The organism is Collimonas sp. GW821-FHT07E08, assembly GCF_059418905.1.
On the sequence record NZ_JBWKQR010000002.1, the window covers coordinates 132,244 to 155,531 of the forward strand.

The following is a 23,288-nucleotide window of genomic DNA, read 5'->3' on the forward strand; positions in this document are numbered from 1 at the left end:
CTGAGACAAGTCTGAAAAGCAATATGCCGAAGCCGCAAGCGGTCCTGGCAGTGGTTTGGACGATTAACATTCGATTAAAAGTACGATTTTGATGAATTTCATTCTGTATTCGGATATTGGCGAAAGCACGATCGATAAAAGCCTTGGTTTGCCAGAGTACAGCTATTACTTTGTCTTGAAAGCCTTTCGCGCCGCATTGGCGGAACTCGGGACGGTCACGCTGGTACGGCGTCCGGAAACCGAAGTCGACCCGCTGTTTGAAGAATGCCGGCAGCGTGGAGAGGAATGCGTTTTCCTTTCCTTTTCCCCACCCAGCAAGACCGCGATCGACCTCAAGTGTCCTACGGTGTCGGTGTTTGCATGGGAATACAGCAATATTCCCAACGAGCAGTGGGATGAGGATCCCCGCAGCGACTGGCGCAACGTGTTTGCCCGCCATGGCAGGGCTATCACCTTGTCCGGTTATACCGCGCGCGCCGTGAAAGACGCCATGGGCCAGGAATTCCCGGTGCTGGCGGTGCCGGCCCCGCTGTGGGAGCAATTTGCCGGCGCCCGCGAGCGGCTGGGAAATCCCGCGCTTGGCGGGTCAAACGAGATTCGCTTGCGCGGCACGGTGATCGATAGCCGCGTGCTCGGCTTGTCGGCCGATGGCTTGATCGCCAACGCGGCGCAGCCGGCAGTCGTGGAGCCGCTCCCCGCGACGGCGCCGCCGCCAGCGCCGGCGCCAGCGAAAAACCTGCGCTACCGGCTGGGCGCCACCAAGCGCCATCTGCTGGACTGGTACCGGGATGTATTGCGCGATCTGCTGCCGCTGTGGCTGGCCAGGACACTGGCGAGCGGCGGCCGCAAGGGTTATGCCGTGATACGGCCGGCGCCGCAGCCGCAGCCGGACTTGCCTGCCGCGCCGCCGCCCGTGGTGGCGGCGCCGGAACCGGAGACCTCGGTCAAACTCGACGGCGTGGTGTACACCTCGGTGTTCAGTCCCAAGGACGGCCGCAAGAACTGGTTTGACATGGTGACCGCATTTTGCTGGACTTTCCGCGAGGTCGAGGATGCCACGCTGGTGCTGAAAATGAACGAGCGCGACCTGTCCTCCTATCGCACGACCTTGATGACCCTGCTGTCACAGCTGGCGCCATTCAAATGCAGGGTAGTGACCTTGCATGCTTTCCTCGACGATGGCGCCTACGAACAGCTGATCGGCGCCACTACCTATTATGTCAATACCTCGCTGTGCGAAGGCCTGTGCCTGCCGCTGATGGAATTCATGAGCTGCGGCAAGCCGTCCATTGCACCTTCGCATACGGCGATGGCCGACTATATCGACGAGCAGGTCGCCTTTGTGGTCAAGTCCGGGCTGGAGCAGAACGTCTGGCCGCACGACCCGCGCGACCTGTTTCGCACCTTGCGTTATCGGCTTGACTGGTCCTCGATTTGCAGCGCTTACCGGGATAGCTACCAGGCGGCCCGGCAGGCGCCGGAAACCTATGCACAGATGCGCGCGCATACCCTGCAGCGGATGCAGTCGTATGCATCGGTCGATGCCGTCAAGCGGCAGTTGCAGGGCTTCTTCCATCAAACCGGACGCAGCCCCGCGCTGCACGGCGCTGTACGCGACACGGTTCCCGTGGCGCTGACCAGCCGCCTGACCTGAAGATAGCCGCACATGATCATCATCGTCTACTCGGAAACCGACGCCGGTTCGATTGAAAAAAACCTGGGTTTGCCAGAATACAGCTACTACTTCGTGCTGAAGGAATTCCGGCCGCTGCTGGAGCGGCTCGGGATCGTGGTCGCGGTGACCGACCCGGCGCGCGAAGTCGACGCGATCTACCGCAACGCCAAGGCGCACGGCCAGGACTGCGTGTTCCTGTCGTTTTCGCCGCCGCACAAGACCGTGACCGGCCTGGAGTGCCCGACCATCCCGGTGTTTGCCTGGGAATTCAGCACCGTGCCGCAGGAGCCGTGGCAAGGCGAGCCGCGCCATGACTGGCGCACGGTGTTCAGCAAGCTTGGTTGCGCCATTACCCATTCCAGCTACACTGTCGCCACGGTGCGGGCGGCGATGACGCCGGCGTTCCCTATCGTTTCCGCGCCGGCCCCGGTGTGGGACCGGTTTGCCGGCCTGCGCCGCTCGGCGATATCGGCCGGCGGCGTCGAGCTGCAGGTGGCGGGCACCGTGATCGATACCCGCAGCGCCGATCTCTCGCCGTTCGGACCGACCCATAAGCATGATCCCAAGCCGGACCTGATCCGGCCGGCCGCGCTGGCGCGGCTGCAGCCGCAGTGGCTGCAGCTCGACGGCGTGGTGTACACCTCGGTGTTCAATCCGTATGACGGCCGCAAGAACTGGTTCGACATGATTGGCGCGTTCTGCTGGGCCTTTCGCGATGTCGCCGATGCGACGCTGGTGCTGAAACTTACCCACCACGATATCAAGAACGCGGTCGACGCCTTGCTCGAGGATTTGCACAAGGCCACTCCTTACCGTTGCCGCGTGGTGCTGATCCACGGCTACCTGGCCGATCCCGAATATGAAAAACTGGTGGCGGCCACAAGCTATGTGGTGAATACCTCGCATGGCGAAGGGCAGTGCCTGCCGCTGATGGAGTTCATGTCTTGCGGCAAGCCGGCGATCGCTCCCGACAATACCGCCATGGCCGACTATATCGACGCCGACAACGCATTCATCATCGCTTCCAGCGAAGAGCCAAGCCACTGGCCGCATGATCCGCGCCAGGCGTACCGGACCTTGCGTTACCGGATTGACTGGGATTCCTTGCGCACGGCTTATCAGGACAGCTATCGCGTATTCAAGCAGGACCGGACACGCTACGAACAGATGGCCGAGCATGCGGTGCGCAGCCTGCAGCAGCATTGTTCGCAGGCGGTGATCGCGGAACGCCTCGGCGCCTTCCTGCTGGACCATGCGCGCTCTGCCGGCGCCGGCCAGCCCGCGCCCGCCAGCAGTACCGACAAAGCGGCGCCGGTATGCTGAAGATACTGTCAAACTTTACGGCCTTGTTCAAGGATAAGGCGCCAGCCGCGCCGGTCCTGCCGCCATTGGTTTCGGAACAGGGCGTTGTCGATTCGCGCATGTGCGGCCTGGTCGACGCCTTGCAAAGCGGCTGGTTCAACCATGCCAGCGGCGAACTGGTCAGCGGTTTCCGGATCGGCGCCGAGGACGTGGTGCTCGACGTCGGCTGCGGCGACGGTGCGGCGACGCTGTTTGCCGCGCGCTGCGGCGCCGAAGTGATTTTTTCCGATACCGACGGCGGCAAGATCGAACGCCTGGCGCGCCAGGTCAAGGCGGTCCCGGCGCGCGCCGCGCAAGCGCTGGTCTGCGATACCGATCCCCTGCCGCTGGACGACCGGCGCGCCACGCGCATCATCGCGATGGAGATGCTGGAACATGTCGACCATCCGGCGCAGGTGCTGGCGGAGCTGGTGCGTGTCGGCCGGCCCGGCGCGCTGTATTTGCTGACGGTGCCCGATCCGGTCGGCGAGCATGTGCAGCAGGGACTGGCCCCAGCCTCCCATTTCCAGAAGCCGAACCATATCCATATCTTCGAACGCGAGACGTTCGCCGCCCTGGTCGCCGAAGCAGGACTGGTGATCGAAAGCCGCCAGTCTTCCGGTTTCTACTGGAGCATGTGGATGTGTTTGTACTGGGCCAGCGCGACGCAGCAGGACGGCGCTACGCTGGACCAGATCAAGGCGCCGTATCCGCCGCTGCTGGATGAGTGGGCGCAAACCTGGCATCAGCTGCTGACGCTGCCGGGCGGCGCCAAGGTGAAGGACAAGCTGGACGGTTTCATGCCCAAGAGCCAGCTGATAATAGCTCGCAAGCCGGATTGACGGACGACGCCCAGTACAGGATCAGCAAGGAGAGCAGGCCAGACATGAATCGACGGATTTCAGATATTCAATTATTGCGCGGAATTGCCGTGCTGTTCGTGCTGGTCGAACATACCCAGTTCAACCTGTTTGGCGAGCCGAACCGGCTGCTGACCTACATCTACCCGAATTTCGGCGGCTGGACCGGGGTCGACCTGTTCTTCGCGATTTCCGGTTTTGTCATCGCGCGCGACCTGATCCCGCGCCTGGCGCGCAGCGATGGCCGCCAGTTTTCTACCATGCTGAGTTTTTGGGTGCGGCGCGCTTCGCGCCTGTGGCCGTCGGCCTGGCTGTGGCTGGGGCTGATCCTGGTTGCTGTCGTTGCGTTTAATCGATCAGGCGCCTTCGGCATATTGCAGACCAACCTGGACGCTACTCTTGCCGGGCTTTTCAACTACGGCAATTTCCGCCTGATGGCGACCTTCGGCCGCTCCGAATACGGCGCCAGCTTTCCGTACTGGAGCCTGTCGCTGGAAGAACAGTTTTACCTGCTGCTGCCGTTCGCGGTGATTATCTTCCGGCGCTGGCTGCCATGGGTGCTGCTGGTGCCGCTGTTCTACCAGCTCTACGCGCACCGGCACTACGACCTGTTTTTGATGGCGACCCGTTCGGATGCGCTGATACTGGGCGTGCTGCTGGCGATCTGGAGCCAGCATCCAAGCTACCGCTGGTTCGAACCGGTTTTCCTGAAAAGCCGGCAGTGGCTGCGCTGGATTGTCCTGTTGCTGCTGGTGTCGGGCTTGGGAGCGATCGGCTCCTATCACTTTGCCGAATTCCGGTTCTGGGTCGGCGTGGTGGCGCTGATCTCGGCCCTGCTGGTGTTCATCGGGTCTTACGACCAGGACTACCTGATGCCGGACAACCCGTTGAAGAGGGTGTTCCTGTGGTTGGGCAGCCGCTCCTATGCGCTGTACCTGACCCATATCCCGGCCTATCTCGCCAGCCGGGAAATCTGGTTCCGGATCGAACCGGTGAATACCGTCTTCGCCAAGAATTACAACGGCCGCCTGGCGCTGACCGCGATTGTGCTGGTGGTGATTTTCAGCGAGCTGAATTATCGCTTCGTCGAAACGCCGTTCCGCATCCGCGGCAAACTGCTGGCCGACCGCATCAATCTGAGTCCAGGCTGGTTCCAGGCATGGCTGGGGCGGTTCCGCAATCGTCCGTCGATCGCTGCCGCCGATAGCGAGAAATCCTAGCATGCGTAAATTGATCAACAGACTGCTCGGCGGCCGGCAGGCTACGCAAGGAAAGGCGATCGTGCCGCAGGTTGCGGCGGCGCCGCGGGTGCCGGAAGCCAATCATTTTGACATCGGCCTGAAGGACGCCGGCTACGACGGCTGGTATCGGGTCGACAGCGGTGAACTGTATGAAGGTTTTGCGATCAGAGCCGAGGATGTCGTGGTCGACGTTGGCTGCGGCGACGGCGGCTGCGCATTGTTCTGCGCCAATCGCGGTGCGCATGTCATCGTCGCCGACATCGACGCCGCCAAAGTGGCAGCCACCACGCAACGCCTGAGCGGCACGCCGGCACGCGAGGTGCAGGGAGTGGTAAGCGACGCCAATCCGTTGCTGTTGCCGGATGGCGTGGCCAGCAAGATCATTTCGATGGAAGTGCTGGAGCACGTCGACGATCCGGCGCAATTCCTGCGCGAGCTGGTGCGCATCGGCAAGCCTGGCGCGCAGTATTTGCTGACAGTGCCGGATCCGGTAGCGGAACAGCTGCAGGTCGGGCTGGCGCCGGAGGTGTATTTCCAGAAACCGAATCACGTGCGCATCATCCAGCGCGACCAATTCGAGCAGCTGGTGACGGACGCCGGGCTGGTGATCGAGCGCCATAGCTATTACGGATTTTACTGGTCGCTCTGGTGGCTGTTTTTCTGGGTCTGCAAGGTCGATCTGGCGGACCCGCAGCACCCGTTGCTCAATAGCTGGACCCGTACCTGGGAAGCCTTGCTCGGCAGTCCCCAAGGCAGCCTGGTGCGGCAACGCATGAACGCCCTGATGCCGAAGTGCCAGGCGATTGTCGCTCATAAGCCATGAAGACTTACAGCGAGGCTGGCAGTTGTTCCGGCGGATGGCCGATGCGGGTTTGCGGCGCGTCGGCAAAGAATGGAGAGAGTAGGAAAATGCATGCCCGAAAATCCTGTATTAGATTGAAATGCGCCCATCCGGGTGACGACGCCATGCAGCTGCCTGGCGATAAATATGGCGGGCGCAAGCAATGATCCAGGCAAAAGCACAGGTCATCTTGCGTTCACTGTGGCATTACCGCGGATTCATGGCGGGCAGCGTCCGCCGCGAGTTCCAGGCGCGCTATCGAAATTCGATGCTGGGCGCGGCCTGGATGGTGTTGAATCCGCTGGCGATGATTGTCGTGTATACGGTGATTTTTTCGCAGCTGATGCATGCGCGCCTGCCTAACGCCAGCAGCCAGTTCAGTTACGGCATTTATCTGTGCGCCGGTTTGTTGACCTGGGGGTTCTTCACCGAGACCGTGTCGCGCCTGCAGAATGTATTCCTGGAAAACGGCAACTTGATCAAGAAGCTGAATTTTCCGCGCATTTGCCTGCCGGTCATCACGATAATGAACGCCGGCTTGAATTTTTCCATCATCTTCGGCTTGTTCCTCGGTTTCCTGCTCATCTCCGGCAACTTCCCTGGCTGGGTGTTGCTGGGCATGCTGCCGCTGTTGCTGATACAAGTGCTGTTTTCCGTCGGCCTGGGCATCGTGCTTGGCGTGCTGAACGTGTTCTTCCGCGATATCGGCCAGCTGTTCGGCATCGTGCTGCAGTTCTGGTTCTGGTTTACGCCTATTGTGTATACGGTTTCCACCTTGCCTGCGAAAGTGCAGACCCTGCTTAAATTCAATCCGATGACAGCTTTGATCGGCGCCTACCAAGGGATTTTCGTGAGCGGGCTTTGGCCGCAATGGAGCGACTTGTGGCCGGTGACGCTGCTGAGCATTGCCTTGTGCGCCTTTGGAATGCTGCTGTTCCGCCGGCACGCAGGTGAAATGGTGGATGAGCTCTGATGGGTAAGGTAACCGTTAAAAATTTGGGCAAAGCCTATAAGTCATACGATGGACGCTGGGCTCGGCTGGCTGAATGGATCTTGCCGTTTGCCCGGCAACGGCATCAGCTGCATTGGGTATTGCAGGATATCGGCTTCCAGCTGGAAGCCGGCGAGGCGGTCGGCATCGTTGGCATCAATGGCGCAGGCAAGAGCACCCTGCTGAAACTGATCGCGGGGACGACGCAGGCCACTACCGGCAGTGTGGCGATCCAGGGGCGGGTGGCTGCGCTGCTGGAACTCGGCATGGGTTTTCATGCGGATTTTACCGGCAGGCAGAACGCCGTCATGGCCGGCCAGCTGCAGGGTTTGAGCGGCGCTGAAATCGAAGAGCTGATGCCGGCTATCGAAGCATTCGCCGAAATTGGCGAGTATATCGACCAGCCGGTCCGGACATACTCCAGCGGCATGCAGATGCGGCTGGCGTTCAGCGTGGCGACCGCCAGCCGGCCGGACGTGCTGATTGTCGACGAAGCCTTGTCCGTCGGCGACGCCTATTTCCAGCACAAGAGCTTTGAACGGATCCGGGAATTCCGCCGCGCCGGCACCACCTTGCTGATCGTGTCGCACGACCGTTATGCGATACAGACCATTTGCGACCGCGCCATCCTGCTCAACCGCGGCAAGCTGGAGATGCAGGGCGATCCGGTCGAAGTGATGGATTTTTATAACGCCATGCTGGCGGAGAAAGAGCAGCAGACAGTCCGGCAGGAGCGCCTGGCCGACGGCAGGCTGCGCACCATTTCCGGCACCGGCGAAGCGAGCATTGCATCGGTAGCCTTGCTTGACGACGATGGCAGGCAGCTGGAAGTAGTGGAAGTCGGCACGCACGTCACGCTGGAAGTCAGGGTTGCCATAAACGCTCCGGTATCGCGCCTGGTCATGGGGTACATGATCAAGGACAAGCTGGGGCAATCGATCTTCGGCATCAACAGCCACCGGCTCGGCATGCCGCAGGCCGATTTGCAGCCGGGCGAGGACCTGGTTTATCGCTGCCGTTTCCCGATGAACCTGGGGAAGGGCAGTTATTCGGTGGCGATTTCCCTGTCCAGGCTGGATTCTCATCTCGACACCAACTATGAATGGCGTGATTACAGCGTTATTTTCCATGTGATAAATACGCGCCATCCCGATTTTGTCGGTTGCGCATTCCTGGATGCCGAGATGGCGGTAGAACGCTCGCACGGCCGTGCCAGCGTGAGCAAGGATGGAGTGACGGCATGACCAGGCTGCTGATCGAGTGCACCTACGTGTTCCATCACCCGGAAATGAATTCCGGGATACAGCGCGTTGTCCGCAACATCATCAACCACCTGCCGTCGCTGCAGGAAGAAGTTGTCTGCATTCCCGTCATTTTCAAAAACGGGAAGATACTGGAAGTCAAGCAGCTGACGTCGGAACATGCCGACGATTGGCAAGGCCGTTCGCAGCGGGCATTGGAAAACCTGGCGCGGAAGCTGGTGCAGGTGCGCAACCGCTATTGGCTGATCCACGCACGCCTGCTGCGGTTATGGCCATGGAGAGCTTCGCATAATGTAAGGCGGGTGACATTTGTGCTATGCCGCCTGGCGAGCGCCTCTTTCGTGCTGCCCCTTTATCTGACCGAATGGATCCTGAAAAAGACAGAAGAAAATCCGCGCGCGTTTGAGATGCAGTGCCGCGCCGATGACACCCTGGTGCTGCTCGATTCGTCGTGGCATGCCGATTTTTTCCCCGTGGCGGAGAAGTTGCAGCGGCAGGGAGTGACCATCGTCTCGGTCATCTACGACCTGATCCCGTTGAGCCATCCGCAGTTTTGCGACGGTCCGCTGGTGCAGGTATTCGACCGCTGGTTCGAGTGGATCGCCAATACGGCAAACGGATTCGTTGCCATATCCAGCACCATCCGCGACGAAGTGCAACATGAGGTGCGGCAGCGGCTGGGCCGCGAGCGCGCCGGCAGCCGCTGGTTTGATTTCTTCCACCTTGGTTCCGAGCTTGACCTGGTCGATGCCGATAAATCGGTGCGCGGCCCCGTGGAAAAATTATTCACCTCAGGCCTTTCCATTTATCTGATGGTGAGCACCATCGAGCCGCGCAAGAACCACGCTTACCTGCTGGACGCCTTCGAGCAGCTGTGGCAGGAGGGCAGCGATGTCGTACTGTGTTTCATCGGCCGCATAGGCTGGAAGAATGAACGCCTGATCGAACGTGTAAAAAAACATCCGCAGCTGAAGCGGCGCCTGTTCATGTTCAACGATCTCGGCGATGTGGAGCTGGAATACTGTTATAGCCATGCAAAAGCACTGGTTTTCCCTTCGTTTGTAGAAGGTTTCGGCTTGCCGCTGGTGGAAGCCATGCAGCGCGGCTTGCCGGTGATGGCCAGCGATATCCCGGTGTTTCATGAAATCGGCGGTGAGTTTATCAGCTATTTTGATTTGGGCGAGCCGGCATCGCTGGCCCGGCAGGTCCGGCAATCGGAAGACAGCGGCATTTTCCCGGCAACGCGGCAGATATCGGGCTGGTCCTGGCTCAGCTGGGAAGATTCGGCGCGCCAGCTGGTGAAGCGGATTGTCCGCCAGGTGCGAACGCAAAAGCAAAGTGAACCTCATGAAATTGAACATTGCCCTGAATAGCAAAATCCTGCTTGCGCCACGGACCGGCATCGGCAACTACGTTGTTGAGCTGGCGCAGGCTCTGCAGCAGATGCCTGACATCGGCATGCAATATTTTTGCGGCTTGCGCTGGCAGGACGCGCTGGTCGGCGAGCCGATGCAGGATTATTCGCGCTGGGCCGGCATGGCCAAGCGGTTGCCGGCCGCCTATGTGTTCCGGCGGATGATCGAACAGCGGCGTTTTAACCAGGGCGTGCACACGCTGCGTCCCGATGTGTATCACGAACCTAGTTTGTGGCCGCTCAATTTCAACGGACCGACCGTGATGACCGTGCACGACTTGACGCATGTCCATTTTCCGAAAACCCAGCCTAAAGACCGTTTGCGCGAAATCGAACGCCGGCTGCCGTCGGCCCTGGCGCGCGTCAGCCGGATCCTGGTGGATTCCGAATTCATCGGACAGGAGATCAAGAAGCATTTCGGCGTGCCGGATCAAAAAGTGGTGGTGGCGCCGCTTGCCAGTTCTTCTGTTTTCCAGCCCAGGGTGGAGCAGCAGCTGGCTGCCCGTCTCGGCAACCTGGGTTTGGCCTATCGCGGTTTCATCTTGTCGGTCGGCACCCTGGAGCCGCGTAAAAACCTGTTGCTGACGCTGAGGGCGCATGCGCGTTTGCCGTTGCCTTTGCGCGAGCGTTTCCCCTTGCTGGTGGTGGGCATGCCAGGCTGGCAGGCAGAGGAATTGAACGGCGCGCTGGCGCAGGCAGTCAGCGCCGGCCATGTGCGCCTGGCCGGTTACCTGGACCAGGCGGACCTGGCTTGCGTCACGGCGGCGGCCAAGATCATGGTGTTTCCTTCCTTGTACGAAGGGTTTGGCTTGCCGGTGCTGGAAGCCATGGCCAGCGGCACGCCGGTGATTGCGTCTGATTGCGCCAGCCTGCCGGAGGTGGCAGGTGCTGCCGCGGCCTATGTCGATCCCCAGGACGAGGCAGGGCTGACGGAGCAGATGCGCCGGCTGATGGAGGATGACAGGGCCTGGATGGGGCAGCGCATAGCGGGCCTGGAGCGATCTGTGCAATTTTCGTGGCGAAAGTGTGCGGCCATTACTGCCGATGTGTATCGGCAGGCGACTGATGGCTGAGTAGTGTCGGCTGCCGTTGGGATAGGCGGCCCTGATAAATAGAAAATAGCCTTTCACTTCTGGCCGGAACAGAAGATGGGGCAGATTACGAGAGGAGTGTGTAATGCGGGTTCTTCATTTCTACAAGACTTATCAGTCGGAATCGTACGGTGGGATCGAGCAGACCATTTACCAGTTGTGCAAATGTTCGTCCGCCAGCGGCGTCGAGAGCGAAGTTCTGACGCTGAGCGATGACCCTGATCCTGCCGAACTGATGTACGAAGGACACAAGGTGCATAGGGTAAAGCTCGACCTGCAGATCGCGTCGACCGGATTTTCGCTGTCCGCGCTGAAGCGTTTCGCGCAGCTTGCCGCCGAGGTCGATATCGTGCATTACCATTTTCCATGGCCATTCATGGACCTGGCCCATTTCGTTACGCGCATGAACAAGCCGAGCGTGGTTACCTATCATTCGGACATCGTGCGCTACAAGACACTGCTGCAATTGTACCGGCCGCTGATGCACCGTTTCCTGAGCAGCGTCGACGCGATTGTCGCCACTTCGCCGAATTACCTGCAAACCAGTTCCGTGCTGGCCGGGTACAAGGACAAGACCCAGGTCATTCCCATCGGCCTCGACAAGAACAACTATCCGACGCCATCGACAGAGCGGATGGAGAAATGGCAAGAGCAGATCGGCGGACGTTTCTTTTTGTTCGTGGGAGCGATCCGCTATTACAAAGGTTTGCATATCCTGCTGGATGCGGCGCGCGGCACCGATTATCCGATAGTGATCGTGGGCGCCGGGCCGATCGAACAGGAACTGAAGCAGCGGGTCCAGGAGCAGGGCTTGCGCAACGTGATCTTCCTCGGCATCGTCGACGATGAAGACAAAGTCGCATTGCTGCAGCTGTGCTACGCCATAGTGTTTCCGTCGCATCTGCGTTCCGAGGCGTTCGGCATCTCCCTGCTGGAAGGAGCAATGTACGGCAAGCCGATGATTTCCAGCGAGATCGGCACCGGCACCAGCTATATCAACAACCACCGCGAAACGGGACTGGTGGTTCCTCCCAGCGACCCGGACGCCTTCCGGCTGGCGATGCAGCAGCTTTGGGATGACCCGGAACTGGCGCGGACCATGGGCGCGCGTGCGCAAGCGCGGTATCAGAAATTGTTTACCGCCAGGGTGATGGGGGAAGGCTATGCCAGCCTCTATCGCGATGTGCTGCAAATGCACGGGCAGACGGAAACGCAGGTGAGCCTGGAAGCCTGAGCCGCCGCGCCAGAGGCGATTCTTGCGGTGTGTGATACGATCGTTTGATGAATAATCTATTTGATTTGTTGTTTAAATAGATTGTAACTATTAAAAACAATGTATTACATTCCTGCATAGTCTGGACGTATGTTATTTCGTATGTCGCTCAATCGCTTGTTCTGGCTGATTTCGATCTTGCTGATGCTGCTGTTCCTGGTCTTGACCGGCAGGATCGTTAGCAGCGAATGGTCCGTATACGAACGCAGCACAAAAAGCATGCCCGCCATCAAGAATCTTCAGCTGGCATTGCTGATGGAAGAAGCGCTGGCGGCCGAGCGCGATCCCGGCCATTCGCTGCTGATGCAAGAAGCGGGCGCTGCCGCCAGCGGGTATGCAGGACTGGAGCAGGCGCGGTCCGCCAGCGACCAGGCGCTGGCAGCGTTACGTCATGCGCTGCAAGCCGTTTCGTCGCTGGCTGCGCAGGCAGCGGCGACGGAGCTGGCGCTGGCGGCGGCGCGCAAAGAAATCGATCTTCTGTTGTCGCTGCCAAAACGGCAGCGCGATATGGCTGCCGTCGATGCCGCGCTGGAGAAAATGGCACGTGTCGATAGCGGTTTTGCCCCGGTCATCGCCACGTTGTCCGACATTGCCGTGCGGTCGGATGCGCAGCTTAGCGATGGCCTGGAAGGCGCTCTGCTGGCTTCCAGCCTGCGCAATATTGCGGGCCGGATAGGAGCGGTCTTTACCGCTCCGGTGATCATGCAGCGTCCTTTGACTTCCCAGGAAATCCACGCATTTTTGAAACTGTCGGGACAGGTCGGCCAACTGTATTCCGGGATTGAACTGCAGTTGCGCCCGTATCGGGACCGCCCGGCCTTGCAGGGCGCTTTGGACGAGGTGCGCGATCGTTACCTCGGCGCCAGCCTGGGATTCCTGGACGAGCTGTTCGCAAATGGGCGCAGCTCGGGGAACTACGATTTGAGCGGCCGTGAAATGGTCATCCGTTACATGCCGGGAATGGCGGCAATTCCGCAGCTGCGCGACCTGGTCCTGGCTGAGATGCTTCAGCAGGCCAAAGACAAGAACAGGCGGGCAGCCTTTTTCTTGCTGGCGGCAGCCGGTTTGGGAATAATTGCGCTGGCTATTTTCATTCTCCTCATGCAGGTAATACGGCAGCGGGTCCTGCGCCCGGTTCTTGACGCTACCAACCTGTTCGTATCGCTGACCGGCGAACGGTTCGACACGGCGATCCCGATACCGCGCCATGACGATGAAATCGGCGCCATGATGCGGGCAATCCATGTGCTGAAGGCACATAGCCTGGCCAAGGTCGGCCTGGAAAAACAGCGCGAAGAAATGATTGCGCAATTGCAGGCTTTGTCTGACACGGATTTCCTGACCGGCCTGCTGAACCGACGTGCCTTTTTTGCGCAAGGCGAACAGCAGTTCGGCATTGCCCAGCGCTATCGGCGGCAATTGACGCTGATCCTGATGGACGTTGATCATTTCAAGGCGGTCAACGACCGCCACGGGCACCACGCCGGCGACCAGGTACTGCGCGTAGTGGCGGACCTGTGCCGGCGCCACCACCGCAAGGTCGACCTGCTGGCGCGTTACGGCGGGGAAGAATTCCTCCTGATGCTGCCTGAAATCGACATATCCCAAGGGTTTGCCGCAGCGGAAAAATTGCGCGGCGCGATCGACGCTTGCCATATCCGGCTTGACGACGGCGCGATGCTCAATGTCACTGCCAGTTTTGGCGTCGTGGCATTCGAATCCGACGAGGACCTCGAGAGCCTGATCCGCCGCGCCGACCAGGCTTTGTACCAGGCCAAGCACAGCGGCCGCAACACAGTCGTGGCGACTCCGAAGGGGAAGCGAGACGAAACGATTGCCTTCGCCTGATGCCTGTTTTGAGGCTGCAGTCTGACCCTCGCAGAGGAATTTCCATCAAGAAATTTTTTCGTTTTAGTTTGCTAGAATGGCGGGCTAATCTTCGGAGACACGGATGAATAAATTCCTTTTTCTTTTTACCTTGCTGCTGGCGCCGCTCGGCCACGCAGCCACGCCGCAGCAGCAACTCAATGCGCTGTTCGAGAGCGACTGGCAGTGGAGCATGCGCAACGCGCCTGAATTTGCCACTGCGGTCGGCGACAACCGTTATAACGACCGCCTGTCGGATGTCTCGCTGGCCGCCAGCCTGGCCGGCACCGCCCACCAGCAGCAGATGCTGCAGCAAGCCGAGCGCATCGACCGCAGCAAGCTGAGCGGACAGGACCTGCTTTCCTACGACCTGTTTATCTATGAAAAACAGAAAAACATCGAGGCCGCCAAGTTTTATCCCTATAACCCTGAGCCGATCTCGCAGCTGAGCGGCGTCCAGTTCGAGTTTCCGCAGCTGGTTGCGCAAACGCCGTTCAAGACGGCCAAGGATTACCGCAATTACCTGGGACGCCTGCGCGCCTTGCCCAAATATGTCGATGGCGTGATCGCGCAATTGCAGCAAGGCGTCAAATCCGGCTGGGTCGCGCCCAAAGTTACGATGAGCGTGGTTCCCGGGCAGTTGCAGGAATTTGTCGCCAAGCTCGACAGCAGCCCGCTGGCCGCGCCATTCAAAAACATGCCGGCGTCGATCCCGGCGGCGCAGCGCGCAAGCCTGGCGCGCGAAGGCGAGCGCTTGCTGCATCAAGGCGTGGCGCCGGCTTTCCGCAAGCTGAACGCGTATATCGGCGACAGTTACCTGCCGGCCTGCCGCGACAGCATTGCGGCATCGAACCTGCCCGGCGGCGCAGCGTACTACGCTTACAAGGTCAAGGAAAACACGACCACCAGCATGACGCCGCAAGAGATCCATGCTGTCGGCTTGCAGGAAGTGGCGCGGATCCAGGGGGAAATGAAACTGGTGATGGAGCAGACCGGTTTCAAGGGCACGTTTGCGGAATTCATCACTTACTTGAACACCGATCCGCGTTTCTATTACACCAGGCCGGAAGACCTGCTGGCCGGCTACAAGGACCTCATCAAGAAATCTTCCGCCCAGCTGCCGCGCTTTTTTGCCGATGTTCCGCGCGCGCCGGTCGACGTCAAAGCGGTGCCGGAAGTGGGCGCCGAGAACCAGGCCGGCGCATATTACGAACCAGGGACGCCGGACGGTTCGCGCCCGGGCTACTTCTTCGCCAACCTGTCGAAGCTCGATTCGCGTCCCAAATGGGAAATGGAAACCTTGACCTTGCACGAATCGGTGCCGGGCCATCACCTGCAGATCGCGCGCGCGCAGGAAATCAAAGGTTTGCCCGAGTTCCGCCGTTTCGGCTGGTACGTGGCGTTTGGCGAAGGCTGGGCGCTGTATGCCGAAAGCCTGGGCGGCGAAATGGGTTTCTACACCGATCCCTATTCCAGATTCGGCCATCTCAACGATGAACTGTTCCGTGCCGCCCGCCTGGTGGTCGATACCGGCATGCATGCGCTGGGCTGGACACGGCAGCAGGCGATCGACTACATGAACGTCAACACCGCCAATCCGCCGCACGACAACCAGGTTGAAATCGATCGTTATATCGTCGATCCGGGGCAGGCCCTGGGCTACAAGATCGGCCAGCTGAAAATCAAGGCCTTGCGGGAAAAAGCGCAGCACGAACTGGGCGGCAAATTTGACCTGCGGCGCTTTAACAACGCCGTCATCGACAACGGCGCCGTGCCGCTGGAGATGCTGGAAACGCAGATCGACCTGTGGATTGCGCAGCAGGCAGCCGCGGCTTAGCGTTCATTGCCTGAACCGGTTCCGGCCGGTTCAGGCGTAGCGGTCGGCCAGCAGCCTGGCGATCCAGTCGACAAACACCCGCACCCGCGGCGACAGGTGTTTGTTGTGGGCGTACACCACCGATACCGGCAACGGCGCCGGTTTGTAATCCGGCAGCACTTCTTCGACGGCGCCGCTCTCCAGCAACTCTTCCAGTCCGAAACGCGGCGCTTGTATCAGCCCCAGTCCGGCGATGCAGCTTGCCAGGTAAGCTTCCGAGCTGGCTACCGAAATCTGGCCGGGCAGCTTCAGGAAACGCGGTTCGCCGTCCTCCATGTATTCCCAGCCCAGGTCGCGTCCGGTGCGGCTGGAAAAGAAATTCACCGCCATGTGATGCTGCAGGTCGCCCAAGGTCTGCGGCCTGCCGTAGCGGTCCAGGTAAGACTTGGCGGCGCAGTTGATCTGTTCCATGCTGCCGATGCGGCGTGCAACCAGGGTAGAGTCGCTGAGCGGCCCGGCGCGCACCACGCAGTCGACCGCTTCGCCGACCAGGTCGATGAAACGGTCGGTGGCGCTCAATTTGATCCGCAGGTTCGGATACCGGGCAAAAAAATCCGGCAGCGCAGGGATCACCGTCGTGTGCGCCAGCCGCTCCGGCAGGTCGACCCGGATCACGCCGCGCGGCTGCAGCTGGTCGCGCTGGAACAGGGCATCGACATCTTCAAATTCCGCCAATAATCGCGTGCAGCGTTCGAGATAGGTAATGCCTTCATCGGTCAAGGTGACTTTGCGCGTGGTTCGCTGCAGCAGGCGCACGCCGATGTGCTTCTCCAGCGCCTGGACCGCGTTGGTGACGGTGGCCGGCGGCAGGTTCAACTGTTCCGCCGCGCGGCTGAAACTGCCCAGTTCGGCGACGCGCGAGAAGACTTCCATCGTCTGGATCCGGTCCATGGCCACTCCAATTATTAGCGTTTCTCGAATAAAGAAATCATTTTATGCGCATTTATTAACGGCTGGGCTTGGACAATAATGTTTTCAAGGCAGCTGGATTGGCGTTTTCCCCGGGCTGCCATCGAATAACCTGTCAAAGGATCTCATGATGAAGAAGCTTCAACTAGGCAACAGCGGCCCGCAAACCTCCATCGTCGGCCTCGGCTGCATGGGCATGTCCGACCTGTACGGGCCCGCCGATGAAACGGAAAGCATCGCCACCTTGCACGCGGCGATCGATGCCGGCGTCACCTTGCTCGACACCGGCGATTTCTACGGCATGGGCGCCAACGAGATGCTGATCCGGGAAGCGCTGCGCACGCGCAATCGCGACCAGGTCCAGCTCAGCGTCAAGTTCGGCGCCATGCGCGACCCGGCCGGCGACTGGCTCGGCATTGACGGCCGGCCTGAGGCGGTGAAAAATTCCCTGGCTTACACCTTGCGCCGGCTCGGCACCGACCATATCGATATCTATCGTCCGGCGCGGCTCGATCCGGCGGTGCCGATTGAAGAAACGGTAGGCGCTATCGCTGATATGGTGAAAGCCGGTTATGTGCGCTACATCGGCCTGTCCGAAGTCGGCGCCGGCACCTTGCGCCGGGCGCAGGCAGTGCATCCGATTGCCGACCTGCAGATTGAATATTCGCTGATCTCGCGCGGCATTGAAGCCGAGATCTTGCCGGTCTGCCGCGAACTGGGCATCGGCATCACCGCCTACGGCGTATTGTCGCGCGGCCTGATCAGCGGCCACTGGGGCCAGGACAAGGCGTTCTCGCCCGGCGATTTCCGCGGCCGCAGCCCGCGTTTCAGCAGCGACAATCTCGGGCATAACCTGGCCTTGCTGGAAGCCTTGCGCGCCATCGCGGCCGACAAGCAAGCCACGATGGCGCAGATCGCGATTGCCTGGGTCATGTCGCGCGGCAAGGATATCGTGCCGCTGGTCGGCGCGCGCCGCCGCGATCGCCTGGCGGAATCGCTGGGGGCATTGGATGTCCAGCTGAGCGCCGCCGACCTGGCGCGGATCGAGGCAGCTGTGCCGGCCGGTGCAATCGCCGGCGAGCGTTATGCGCCGGCGGTGATGGCGCACATGGATAGCGAGCAGCCGCACTCCAGCTGAACTTGTTCAGAGTGAAAACGGGTCCTAGAGCTTCAGCTGCAGGAAATCCAGGAAGCAGGTGATGCGCCGCGCCAGCTGGGTATTCCTGTAGTACACCGCGTGGATCTGCTGGCGGTAGCCATTGTTATGCTCCGCCAGGATATCGACCAGGGTTCCCCGGGCGATATCTTCGCGCACCATGAAAGCCGACAGGCAGGTGATTCCAAGGCCATGCAGCGCCAGCTGGCGTATGGTTTCGCCGCCGGACGCCAGTAGCGTCGGGCTGATCGCCAGGTTCTCTTCCTGTTCCAGCCGCAGCGGCCAGGTGTTGAGCGATTCCGGCTGGGTGAAGCCGATCAGCTGGTGTTGCTTCAATTCCTCCGCGCTGGCCGGCGTGCCATGCCGGCGCAGGTATTCGGGGCTGGCGACGATGTGCTGCAGGCTGGCGCCCAGGCGGCGCGCATGCAGCATCGAGTCTTGCAGCGCGCCGTGGCGGATGGCGATGTCGGTGCGTTGCTGCAGCAAGTCGATGTTCTGGTCGTTGCTGGTCAGTTCAAGCGTGATGTCGGGGTAGCTGCTGCGGAATTCGGCAATGTGCGGCACTATGCAATGCAGCATGAAGGGCGGCGAAGCATCCACCCGCAGGCGTCCCGACGGCCTTTGATGGCGCACCTGGATCGCTTCTTCGGCTTCCTCCATCGCGGCAATGATGGTGCGCGCCTTTTCCAGGAAAAGATGGCCTTCTTCCGTCAGCTCCATGCGGCGCGTGGTGCGCGTGAGGAGGGAGGTGGCCAGTTTCTGCTCCAGCCGCGACAACGCCCGGCTCAGGCCGGAGGTGGTCTGGCCCAGCTGTTCGGCGGCGGCGCTGAGCGTGCCGCTGTCAACCACGGCAATGAAAATCCGCAGATCGTCTGAGTGGATATTCATCTGGTCTTAATGAACCCCGCCGCCATGGCTGCCAAGGTTGGCCGGCGCGTCGTCTTCCATGCTGGCCAGGCCTTGCAGGATGCCGCAATCCTTGGCTGCCTGGCTTCTCTGGCATTGCTTGCGCAGCTGTTTCAGCTGGATTTGCAATGCCTTCAATTCGCTGATGCGGTCGGCCACGTGCTCGATATGATGGTCCAGCAGGCTGTTGACCTCCGCGCAATTGTCTTCCGGCAAATCGCGGAACTGCAATAACCGGCGCACTTCGTCCAGCGTCATGTCCAGCGAACGGCAATGGCGGATGAATTGCAGGCGTTCGATATGCGCCTGTCCGTACAGGCGGTAATTGCTTTGCGAGCGTGCCGCCAGCGGCAGCAAGCCCTCTCGCTCGTAATAGCGGATGGTTTCCACCGGACAGCCGGCATGGTTGGCCAACTCCCCGATTTTGAGTGAAATTGCGCTCATGGCGGCTCTTCCAAGGTTATTTCAAGATAAATCCTTGACCTTATAGTAGCTACAGGGTTTTAAATACGCAAGGAGTAATCGATTGCATCCTCAAAACCCGAGTCAAGGAGTACACCATGGGCCGTTGCGAACACGACCATCGCGACCATCACGATCATCAGCATGATCATCAGCGCCAGCATGCGCAGGCAGACGCGGGCGCGTCCGCCGCCCGCCATGCGCCGCTGGTTGCAGGCGCGGAACAGGCGGTGTTCCTGATCCAGAAGATGGATTGCCCGACCGAGGAAAAATTGATCCGCGACAGGTTCAAGAACATGGCCGGGATCGAGGCCATGCAATTCAACCTGATCCAGCGCGAGCTGACGGTCCAGCATCGCCTGCCGTCGCTGGACGCCATTGTCGCCACCTTGCAGGCGCTGGACATGGAGCCGGCGCTCAAGTCGGACACGCTGACCGGCGCCGTCGATCTGACCGCCGGCACCGGCGGCGCTTTCAAGATATCCCGCAGGAAGTGGCTGCTGATGGCGCTCTCCGGCATGACAGCGGTGGGCGCCGAGGTAGTGGCGTGGAGCGGCGGCCAGGATGGCTCGTGGCTGGTGATCGGCCTGGCGCTGGCGGCGATCCTGAGTGGTGGCCTGGATACCTTGAAAAAGGGCTGGATCGCGCTGCGCAATTTTTCGCTCAATATGAATTTCCTGATGTCGCTGGCAGTGATCGGCGCCGCCGTCATCGGCCAATGGCCGGAAGCTGCAGTGGTGATTTTCCTGTTCGCGCTGGCGGAAATGATCGAAGCCTTGTCGCTGGACCGGGCCCGCAATGCGATCAAGGGGCTGATGGCGATGGCGCCGGACCTGGCGACGGTGCAAGGCGCCGGCGGCGAGTGGCGTGAAATCGCTACCGGCGAGGTAGCGCTGGCCGCGCTGATCCGCGTCAAGCCGGGCGCCCGGGTTCCGCTGGACGGCGTGGTGACCGAAGGGCAGACCACCATCAACCAGGCGGCCATTACCGGCGAGAGCATGCCGGTGGAGAAACAGGCCGGCGACCAGGTGTTCGCCGGCACCATCAACGAGCGTGGTTCTTTCGTTTACCGGGTGAGTGCGCTGCAAGCCAATTCGACCCTGGCGCGCATCATCAAGAGCGTGCAGCAGGCGCAGGGCGAGCGGGCGCCGACCCAGCGCTTTGTCGATCAGTTTGCCCGTTACTACATCCCCGCGGTAGTGCTGGCTGCGCTGCTGGTGGCCGCCTTGCCGCCGCTGCTGATGGGCGCGGCGTTCTATCCGTGGCTGTACAAGGCGCTGGTGCTGCTGGTGATCGCCTGTCCTTGCGCGCTGGTGATCTCGACCCCGGTGACGGTGGTGAGCGGGCTGGCGGCGGCTGCCAGGAACGGCGTGCTGATCAAGGGCGGGGTGTACCTGGAGATGGGGCGCAAGATCAAGGCGCTGGCCCTGGATAAAACCGGCACGCTGACGCTGGGCAAACCGCGCGTCACCGACGTGCAGCTGGTGCAGCCGGTTGCCGCTGGCGATGGCAGCCGGCTGCTGCGGTTGCAGCGCCTGGCGGCCAGCCTGGCCAGCCGTTCCGATCATCCGGTATCGGGTGCGGTGGCGGCGCACTGGCAGGCTTTGGGCAATGCCGGGAACCTGTTTGAAGTCAGCGCGTTTGAAGCGCTCACCGGCCGCGGTGTGCAGGGCAGCATCGACGGCGGGCAATTCTATCTGGGCAATCATCGCCTGGTGCACGAGATGGATATCTGCAGCCCGGCGCTGGAAGCGCGCTTGTCGGCGCTGGAGAGCGAAGGCAAGACCACCGTGGTGCTGTGTTCGGCGACCGAGCCCCTGTTGATCCTGGCGGTGGCCGACACGGTGCGCGATATCGCGGCCGAAGCGGTCGCCAAGCTGCATGCGGTCGGAGTCGAGGCAGTCATGCTGACCGGCGACAACGCGCATACCGCGCAAGCCATCGCGGCCCAGGTCGGCATCGGCGACGCCCGCGGCGACCAGCTGCCGCAAGACAAGCGCGACGCCATCAATGACCTGCGCGCGCGTTACGGTTGTGTCGGCATGGTGGGCGACGGCATCAACGATGCGCCGGCGCTGGCGCAAGCCGATATCGGCTTTGCGATGGGAGCGGCAGGCAGCGACACGGCGCTGGAAACCGCCGACGTGGCGCTGATGGACGACGACCTGCGCAAGATCGCGGATTTCATCCGCTTAAGTAAAAAGACGCATGCGGTGCTGATGCAAAACATCACCCTGGCGCTGGGCATCAAGGCCATCTTCCTGGTGCTGGCCCTGACCGGCGAGGCCACTCTGTGGATGGCGGTGTTCGCCGATATGGGAGCGAGCCTGCTGGTGGTGTTCAACGGCTTGAGGTTGCTGCGGGCGTTGCGCTGATTACGGATTCTCGATCGATTCCGAGGACTTCGCCAGCCACTCGCGGCCCTTGAGCATCAGCTTCCAGTAGACCCAGGGCAGCACGCTGGTTTTCAGCAGCCAGGCGCTGCGGCGGGCGACGGTCGGGTCGAGCCGGAAGGTCGGCAGCAGCTTGCCGCCATAACCGAACTCGGCCAGTATGACCTTGCCCTTTTCCACCGTCAGCGGGCAAGCGCCGTAACCGTCGTAACGGGCGTCCAGCGGTTTGCCGGCGCAGGCGGCGAGCAGGTTGCTTGCCACCACCACGGCTTGCTTGCGGATTGCCGCCACGGTCTTGGCATTGGCGGTCGAGCACACATCTCCCAATGCGAATACATTCCGGTAGCGGACGTGCCGCAGCGAAGCCGGATCGACTTCGCACCAGCCGTCGGCGTTGGCCAGGGGACTATTGCGTACTGCGTCCGGGGCAACCTGCGGCGGCACCGCGTGCAGCATGTCAAACGGTTTTTGCTGGCGGCTGGTATTGCCGGCATTGTCCTTGACGTCGAACCAGGCCAGCTTGTTTTCACCGTCGACCTTGACCAGGTTCGATTCAAGCACCAGGCGCGCCTGGTATTTTCCGACGTAGCGCATCAGCGCCGGCACGAATGCGGGGACGCCGAACAGGGCGCTGCCGGCGTTATTGAATTCAACCTCTATCCGCTTCAGCACGCCTTTGCGCAGCCAGTAGTCGCACGACAGGTACATGGCTTTTTGCGGTGCGCCGGCGCATTTGATCGGCATGGCCGGCTGTGAAAACAGCGCCTTGCCTTGTTTGAGCTGCGACACCAGTTGCCAGGTATATGGCGCCAGGTCGTAGCGGTAGTTCGACGTCACGCCATTTTTTCCTAAAGTTTGCTCCAGCCCTTCGATCCTTTCCCAGGCCAGCCGCAAGCCGGGGCAGACAATCAATTGCTGGTAGGCGATCAGGCAGCCGTTGTCGAGCCGGATGCGGTTATGGTCAGGCAGGAATTCCGCTACCGCATGCTGGATCCACTGTGCGCCTTCAGGTATCAGCGACGCCATCGGCCGCACGGTTTTTCTGCTGTCGAAAATGCCGCGCCCGACCAGCGTCCAGGCCGGCTGGTAATAATGCAGGCTGCTCGGCTCGATAATGGCGACCTGGGCGTTGGGAGCGCGCTTGAGCAAGCTGCTCGCGACCGCGATGCCGGCGGAGCCGCCGCCGACGATCACGATTTCATACTGCTTGAGCTTGTCGTTGCCTGCGCCGGCTGCCTGGATCGGCGCGTCGATCAGGTTTGCCAGCCGGAAGATGTTGGTCGAGCGGTTGCCGGTACGGCAAAAGGCCAGGACAGGAGCCGGCAGGTCGGCCAGCAGCCGGCGCAGCGCCATGCCATGTTCTTTGCTGAGATGGGTGGCGTCGGCAGGCAGGTAGCTGAAGGCAAGGCCGAGCGCTTCGCAAGCTGCGGCCAGGTCCTTGCTGCTGGCGTGGCGGCCGCCGTCTTCGCCGTCGGGCCGGTTGCAGATCACAGATTTGTAGCCGGAGGCCAGGATAACCGGCAAGTCTTCCAGTTCGATTTGGCTGGCAGTTGAAAATAAGTCGTTGTGCTTGAAGATATTAAAGCTCATAGGTGCTGATTCCATCGTGATGGGCGGGTGGCACTACTTACTTGGTTTTGCTTGAGTCTTCTTATTTCCAGTCTGATCCTGGCAAGCGCATGCGGCGCGACGGGCGATGGTGGCAGCCTGTTAAAGATGGCAAGGCGGGAA

The 23,288-nt window shown here is 61.0% G+C and carries 18 protein-coding genes; 14 read left to right on the forward strand and 4 right to left on the reverse strand.

Annotated elements, in window-relative coordinates; translation table 11 throughout:
• Positions 1 to 91 precede the first annotated feature (91 nt).
• The 12 genes from AC07RZ_RS03170 to AC07RZ_RS03225 all read left to right on the forward strand — a co-directional run bounded on the left by AC07RZ_RS03170 (position 92) and on the right by AC07RZ_RS03225 (position 15,692).
• Complete coding sequence (locus AC07RZ_RS03170) at positions 92 to 1,654, forward strand: glycosyltransferase (RefSeq protein WP_494666866.1); 1,563 nt, start codon at positions 92 to 94, stop codon at positions 1,652 to 1,654.
• Positions 1,655 to 1,666: 12 nt separating this feature from the next.
• The gene (locus AC07RZ_RS03175; RefSeq protein WP_494666867.1) at positions 1,667 to 2,998 is read left to right on the forward strand and encodes a glycosyltransferase; all 1,332 of its coding nucleotides are present in this window, start codon (positions 1,667 to 1,669) and stop codon (positions 2,996 to 2,998) included.
• Entirely contained in the window at positions 2,992 to 3,858 is an 867-nt protein-coding gene (locus tag AC07RZ_RS03180) for a class I SAM-dependent methyltransferase (RefSeq protein ID WP_494666868.1), read from the forward strand. The genes AC07RZ_RS03175 and AC07RZ_RS03180 overlap by 7 nt, the downstream gene beginning before the upstream one ends.
• 44 nt (positions 3,859 to 3,902) lie before the next feature.
• On the forward strand, positions 3,903 to 5,096 hold the full coding sequence (locus tag AC07RZ_RS03185; RefSeq protein WP_494666869.1) for an acyltransferase family protein: 1,194 nt from the start codon (positions 3,903 to 3,905) through the stop codon (positions 5,094 to 5,096).
• 1 nt (position 5,097) lies between these two features.
• On the forward strand, positions 5,098 to 5,940 hold the full coding sequence (locus tag AC07RZ_RS03190; RefSeq protein WP_494666870.1) for a class I SAM-dependent methyltransferase: 843 nt from the start codon (positions 5,098 to 5,100) through the stop codon (positions 5,938 to 5,940).
• Positions 5,941 to 6,121: 181 nt separating this feature from the next.
• Positions 6,122 to 6,931, forward strand: coding sequence for an ABC transporter permease (locus tag AC07RZ_RS03195; RefSeq protein WP_494666871.1), 810 nt, complete (start codon positions 6,122 to 6,124; stop codon positions 6,929 to 6,931).
• Positions 6,931 to 8,193, forward strand: a complete 1,263-nt coding sequence (locus tag AC07RZ_RS03200) for an ABC transporter ATP-binding protein (RefSeq protein ID WP_494666872.1) — start codon at positions 6,931 to 6,933, stop codon at positions 8,191 to 8,193. The genes AC07RZ_RS03195 and AC07RZ_RS03200 overlap by 1 nt, the downstream gene beginning before the upstream one ends.
• Positions 8,190 to 9,584 carry a glycosyltransferase family 4 protein gene (locus tag AC07RZ_RS03205; protein WP_494666873.1) on the forward strand — a complete coding sequence of 465 codons (1,395 nt, stop codon included), beginning with the start codon at positions 8,190 to 8,192 and terminating at the stop codon, positions 9,582 to 9,584. Before AC07RZ_RS03200 ends, AC07RZ_RS03205 begins: the two co-directional genes overlap by 4 nt.
• Positions 9,559 to 10,698, forward strand: a complete 1,140-nt coding sequence (locus AC07RZ_RS03210; protein ID WP_494666874.1) for a glycosyltransferase family 4 protein — start codon at positions 9,559 to 9,561, stop codon at positions 10,696 to 10,698. The genes AC07RZ_RS03205 and AC07RZ_RS03210 overlap by 26 nt, the downstream gene beginning before the upstream one ends.
• Before the next feature lie 103 nt (positions 10,699 to 10,801).
• Complete coding sequence (locus AC07RZ_RS03215) at positions 10,802 to 11,950, forward strand: glycosyltransferase family 4 protein (RefSeq protein WP_494666875.1); 1,149 nt, start codon at positions 10,802 to 10,804, stop codon at positions 11,948 to 11,950.
• 141 nt (positions 11,951 to 12,091) lie between these two features.
• Entirely contained in the window at positions 12,092 to 13,837 is a 1,746-nt protein-coding gene (locus AC07RZ_RS03220) for a GGDEF domain-containing protein (RefSeq protein WP_494666876.1), read from the forward strand.
• 103 nt (positions 13,838 to 13,940) lie between these two features.
• Entirely contained in the window at positions 13,941 to 15,692 is a 1,752-nt protein-coding gene (locus tag AC07RZ_RS03225; RefSeq protein WP_494666877.1) for a DUF885 domain-containing protein, read from the forward strand.
• 30 nt (positions 15,693 to 15,722) lie between these two features.
• On the opposite strand, the gene AC07RZ_RS03230 is transcribed toward AC07RZ_RS03225, so the two are convergent.
• The gene (locus AC07RZ_RS03230) at positions 15,723 to 16,622 is read right to left on the reverse strand and encodes a LysR family transcriptional regulator (protein ID WP_144739745.1); all 900 of its coding nucleotides are present in this window, start codon (positions 16,620 to 16,622) and stop codon (positions 15,723 to 15,725) included.
• A 148-nt stretch (positions 16,623 to 16,770) separates the two neighbouring features.
• On the opposite strand from AC07RZ_RS03230, the gene AC07RZ_RS03235 reads away from it, so the two are divergent.
• Complete coding sequence (locus tag AC07RZ_RS03235; RefSeq protein WP_494667038.1) at positions 16,771 to 17,778, forward strand: aldo/keto reductase; 1,008 nt, start codon at positions 16,771 to 16,773, stop codon at positions 17,776 to 17,778.
• 24 nt (positions 17,779 to 17,802) lie between these two features.
• Here AC07RZ_RS03235 and AC07RZ_RS03240 read toward each other — a convergent pair whose 3' ends face one another.
• Both AC07RZ_RS03240 and cadR read right to left on the reverse strand, forming a co-directional pair.
• Entirely contained in the window at positions 17,803 to 18,684 is an 882-nt protein-coding gene (locus AC07RZ_RS03240) for a LysR family transcriptional regulator (protein WP_092397545.1), read from the reverse strand.
• A gap of 6 nt (positions 18,685 to 18,690) precedes the next feature.
• Positions 18,691 to 19,146 (reverse strand): Cd(II)/Pb(II)-responsive transcriptional regulator, encoded by a 456-nt coding sequence (gene cadR / locus AC07RZ_RS03245; RefSeq protein WP_494666878.1) that lies wholly within the window; start codon positions 19,144 to 19,146, stop codon positions 18,691 to 18,693.
• Between the two features lie 116 nt (positions 19,147 to 19,262).
• Here cadR and AC07RZ_RS03250 point away from each other — a divergent pair, with 116 nt between their 5' ends.
• A complete protein-coding gene (locus tag AC07RZ_RS03250) occupies positions 19,263 to 21,539 on the forward strand; it encodes a heavy metal translocating P-type ATPase (RefSeq protein WP_494666879.1) in 2,277 nt (758 codons plus the stop codon).
• Here the strand turns inward: AC07RZ_RS03250 and AC07RZ_RS03255 are convergent, their stop codons facing one another.
• Positions 21,540 to 23,147 carry a bifunctional protein tyrosine phosphatase family protein/NAD(P)/FAD-dependent oxidoreductase gene (locus AC07RZ_RS03255; RefSeq protein ID WP_494666880.1) on the reverse strand — a complete coding sequence of 536 codons (1,608 nt, stop codon included), beginning with the start codon at positions 23,145 to 23,147 and terminating at the stop codon, positions 21,540 to 21,542.
• Between the last annotated feature and the right edge of the window lie 141 nt (positions 23,148 to 23,288).

Excerpts from the sequence above, each read along its gene's own strand:
- AC07RZ_RS03170 (WP_494666866.1), top strand. The coding sequence starts at position 92 with ATGAATTTCATTCTGTATTCGGATATTGGCGAAAGCACGATCGATAAA.
- AC07RZ_RS03175 (WP_494666867.1), top strand. The coding sequence starts at position 1,667 with ATGATCATCATCGTCTACTCGGAAACCGACGCCGGTTCGATTGAAAAA.
- AC07RZ_RS03180 (WP_494666868.1), top strand. The coding sequence starts at position 2,992 with ATGCTGAAGATACTGTCAAACTTTACGGCCTTGTTCAAGGATAAGGCG.
- AC07RZ_RS03185 (WP_494666869.1), top strand. The coding sequence starts at position 3,903 with ATGAATCGACGGATTTCAGATATTCAATTATTGCGCGGAATTGCCGTG.
- AC07RZ_RS03190 (WP_494666870.1), top strand. The coding sequence starts at position 5,098 with ATGCGTAAATTGATCAACAGACTGCTCGGCGGCCGGCAGGCTACGCAA.
- AC07RZ_RS03195 (WP_494666871.1), top strand. The coding sequence starts at position 6,122 with ATGATCCAGGCAAAAGCACAGGTCATCTTGCGTTCACTGTGGCATTAC.
- AC07RZ_RS03200 (WP_494666872.1), top strand. The coding sequence starts at position 6,931 with ATGGGTAAGGTAACCGTTAAAAATTTGGGCAAAGCCTATAAGTCATAC.
- AC07RZ_RS03205 (WP_494666873.1), top strand. The coding sequence starts at position 8,190 with ATGACCAGGCTGCTGATCGAGTGCACCTACGTGTTCCATCACCCGGAA.
- AC07RZ_RS03210 (WP_494666874.1), top strand. The coding sequence starts at position 9,559 with ATGAAATTGAACATTGCCCTGAATAGCAAAATCCTGCTTGCGCCACGG.
- AC07RZ_RS03215 (WP_494666875.1), top strand. The coding sequence starts at position 10,802 with ATGCGGGTTCTTCATTTCTACAAGACTTATCAGTCGGAATCGTACGGT.
- AC07RZ_RS03220 (WP_494666876.1), top strand. The coding sequence starts at position 12,092 with ATGTCGCTCAATCGCTTGTTCTGGCTGATTTCGATCTTGCTGATGCTG.
- AC07RZ_RS03225 (WP_494666877.1), top strand. The coding sequence starts at position 13,941 with ATGAATAAATTCCTTTTTCTTTTTACCTTGCTGCTGGCGCCGCTCGGC.
- AC07RZ_RS03230 (WP_144739745.1), bottom strand. The coding sequence starts at position 16,622 with ATGGACCGGATCCAGACGATGGAAGTCTTCTCGCGCGTCGCCGAACTG.
- AC07RZ_RS03235 (WP_494667038.1), top strand. The coding sequence starts at position 16,771 with ATGAAGAAGCTTCAACTAGGCAACAGCGGCCCGCAAACCTCCATCGTC.
- AC07RZ_RS03240 (WP_092397545.1), bottom strand. The coding sequence starts at position 18,684 with ATGAATATCCACTCAGACGATCTGCGGATTTTCATTGCCGTGGTTGAC.
- cadR (WP_494666878.1), bottom strand. The coding sequence starts at position 19,146 with ATGAGCGCAATTTCACTCAAAATCGGGGAGTTGGCCAACCATGCCGGC.
- AC07RZ_RS03250 (WP_494666879.1), top strand. The coding sequence starts at position 19,263 with ATGGGCCGTTGCGAACACGACCATCGCGACCATCACGATCATCAGCAT.
- AC07RZ_RS03255 (WP_494666880.1), bottom strand. The coding sequence starts at position 23,147 with ATGAGCTTTAATATCTTCAAGCACAACGACTTATTTTCAACTGCCAGC.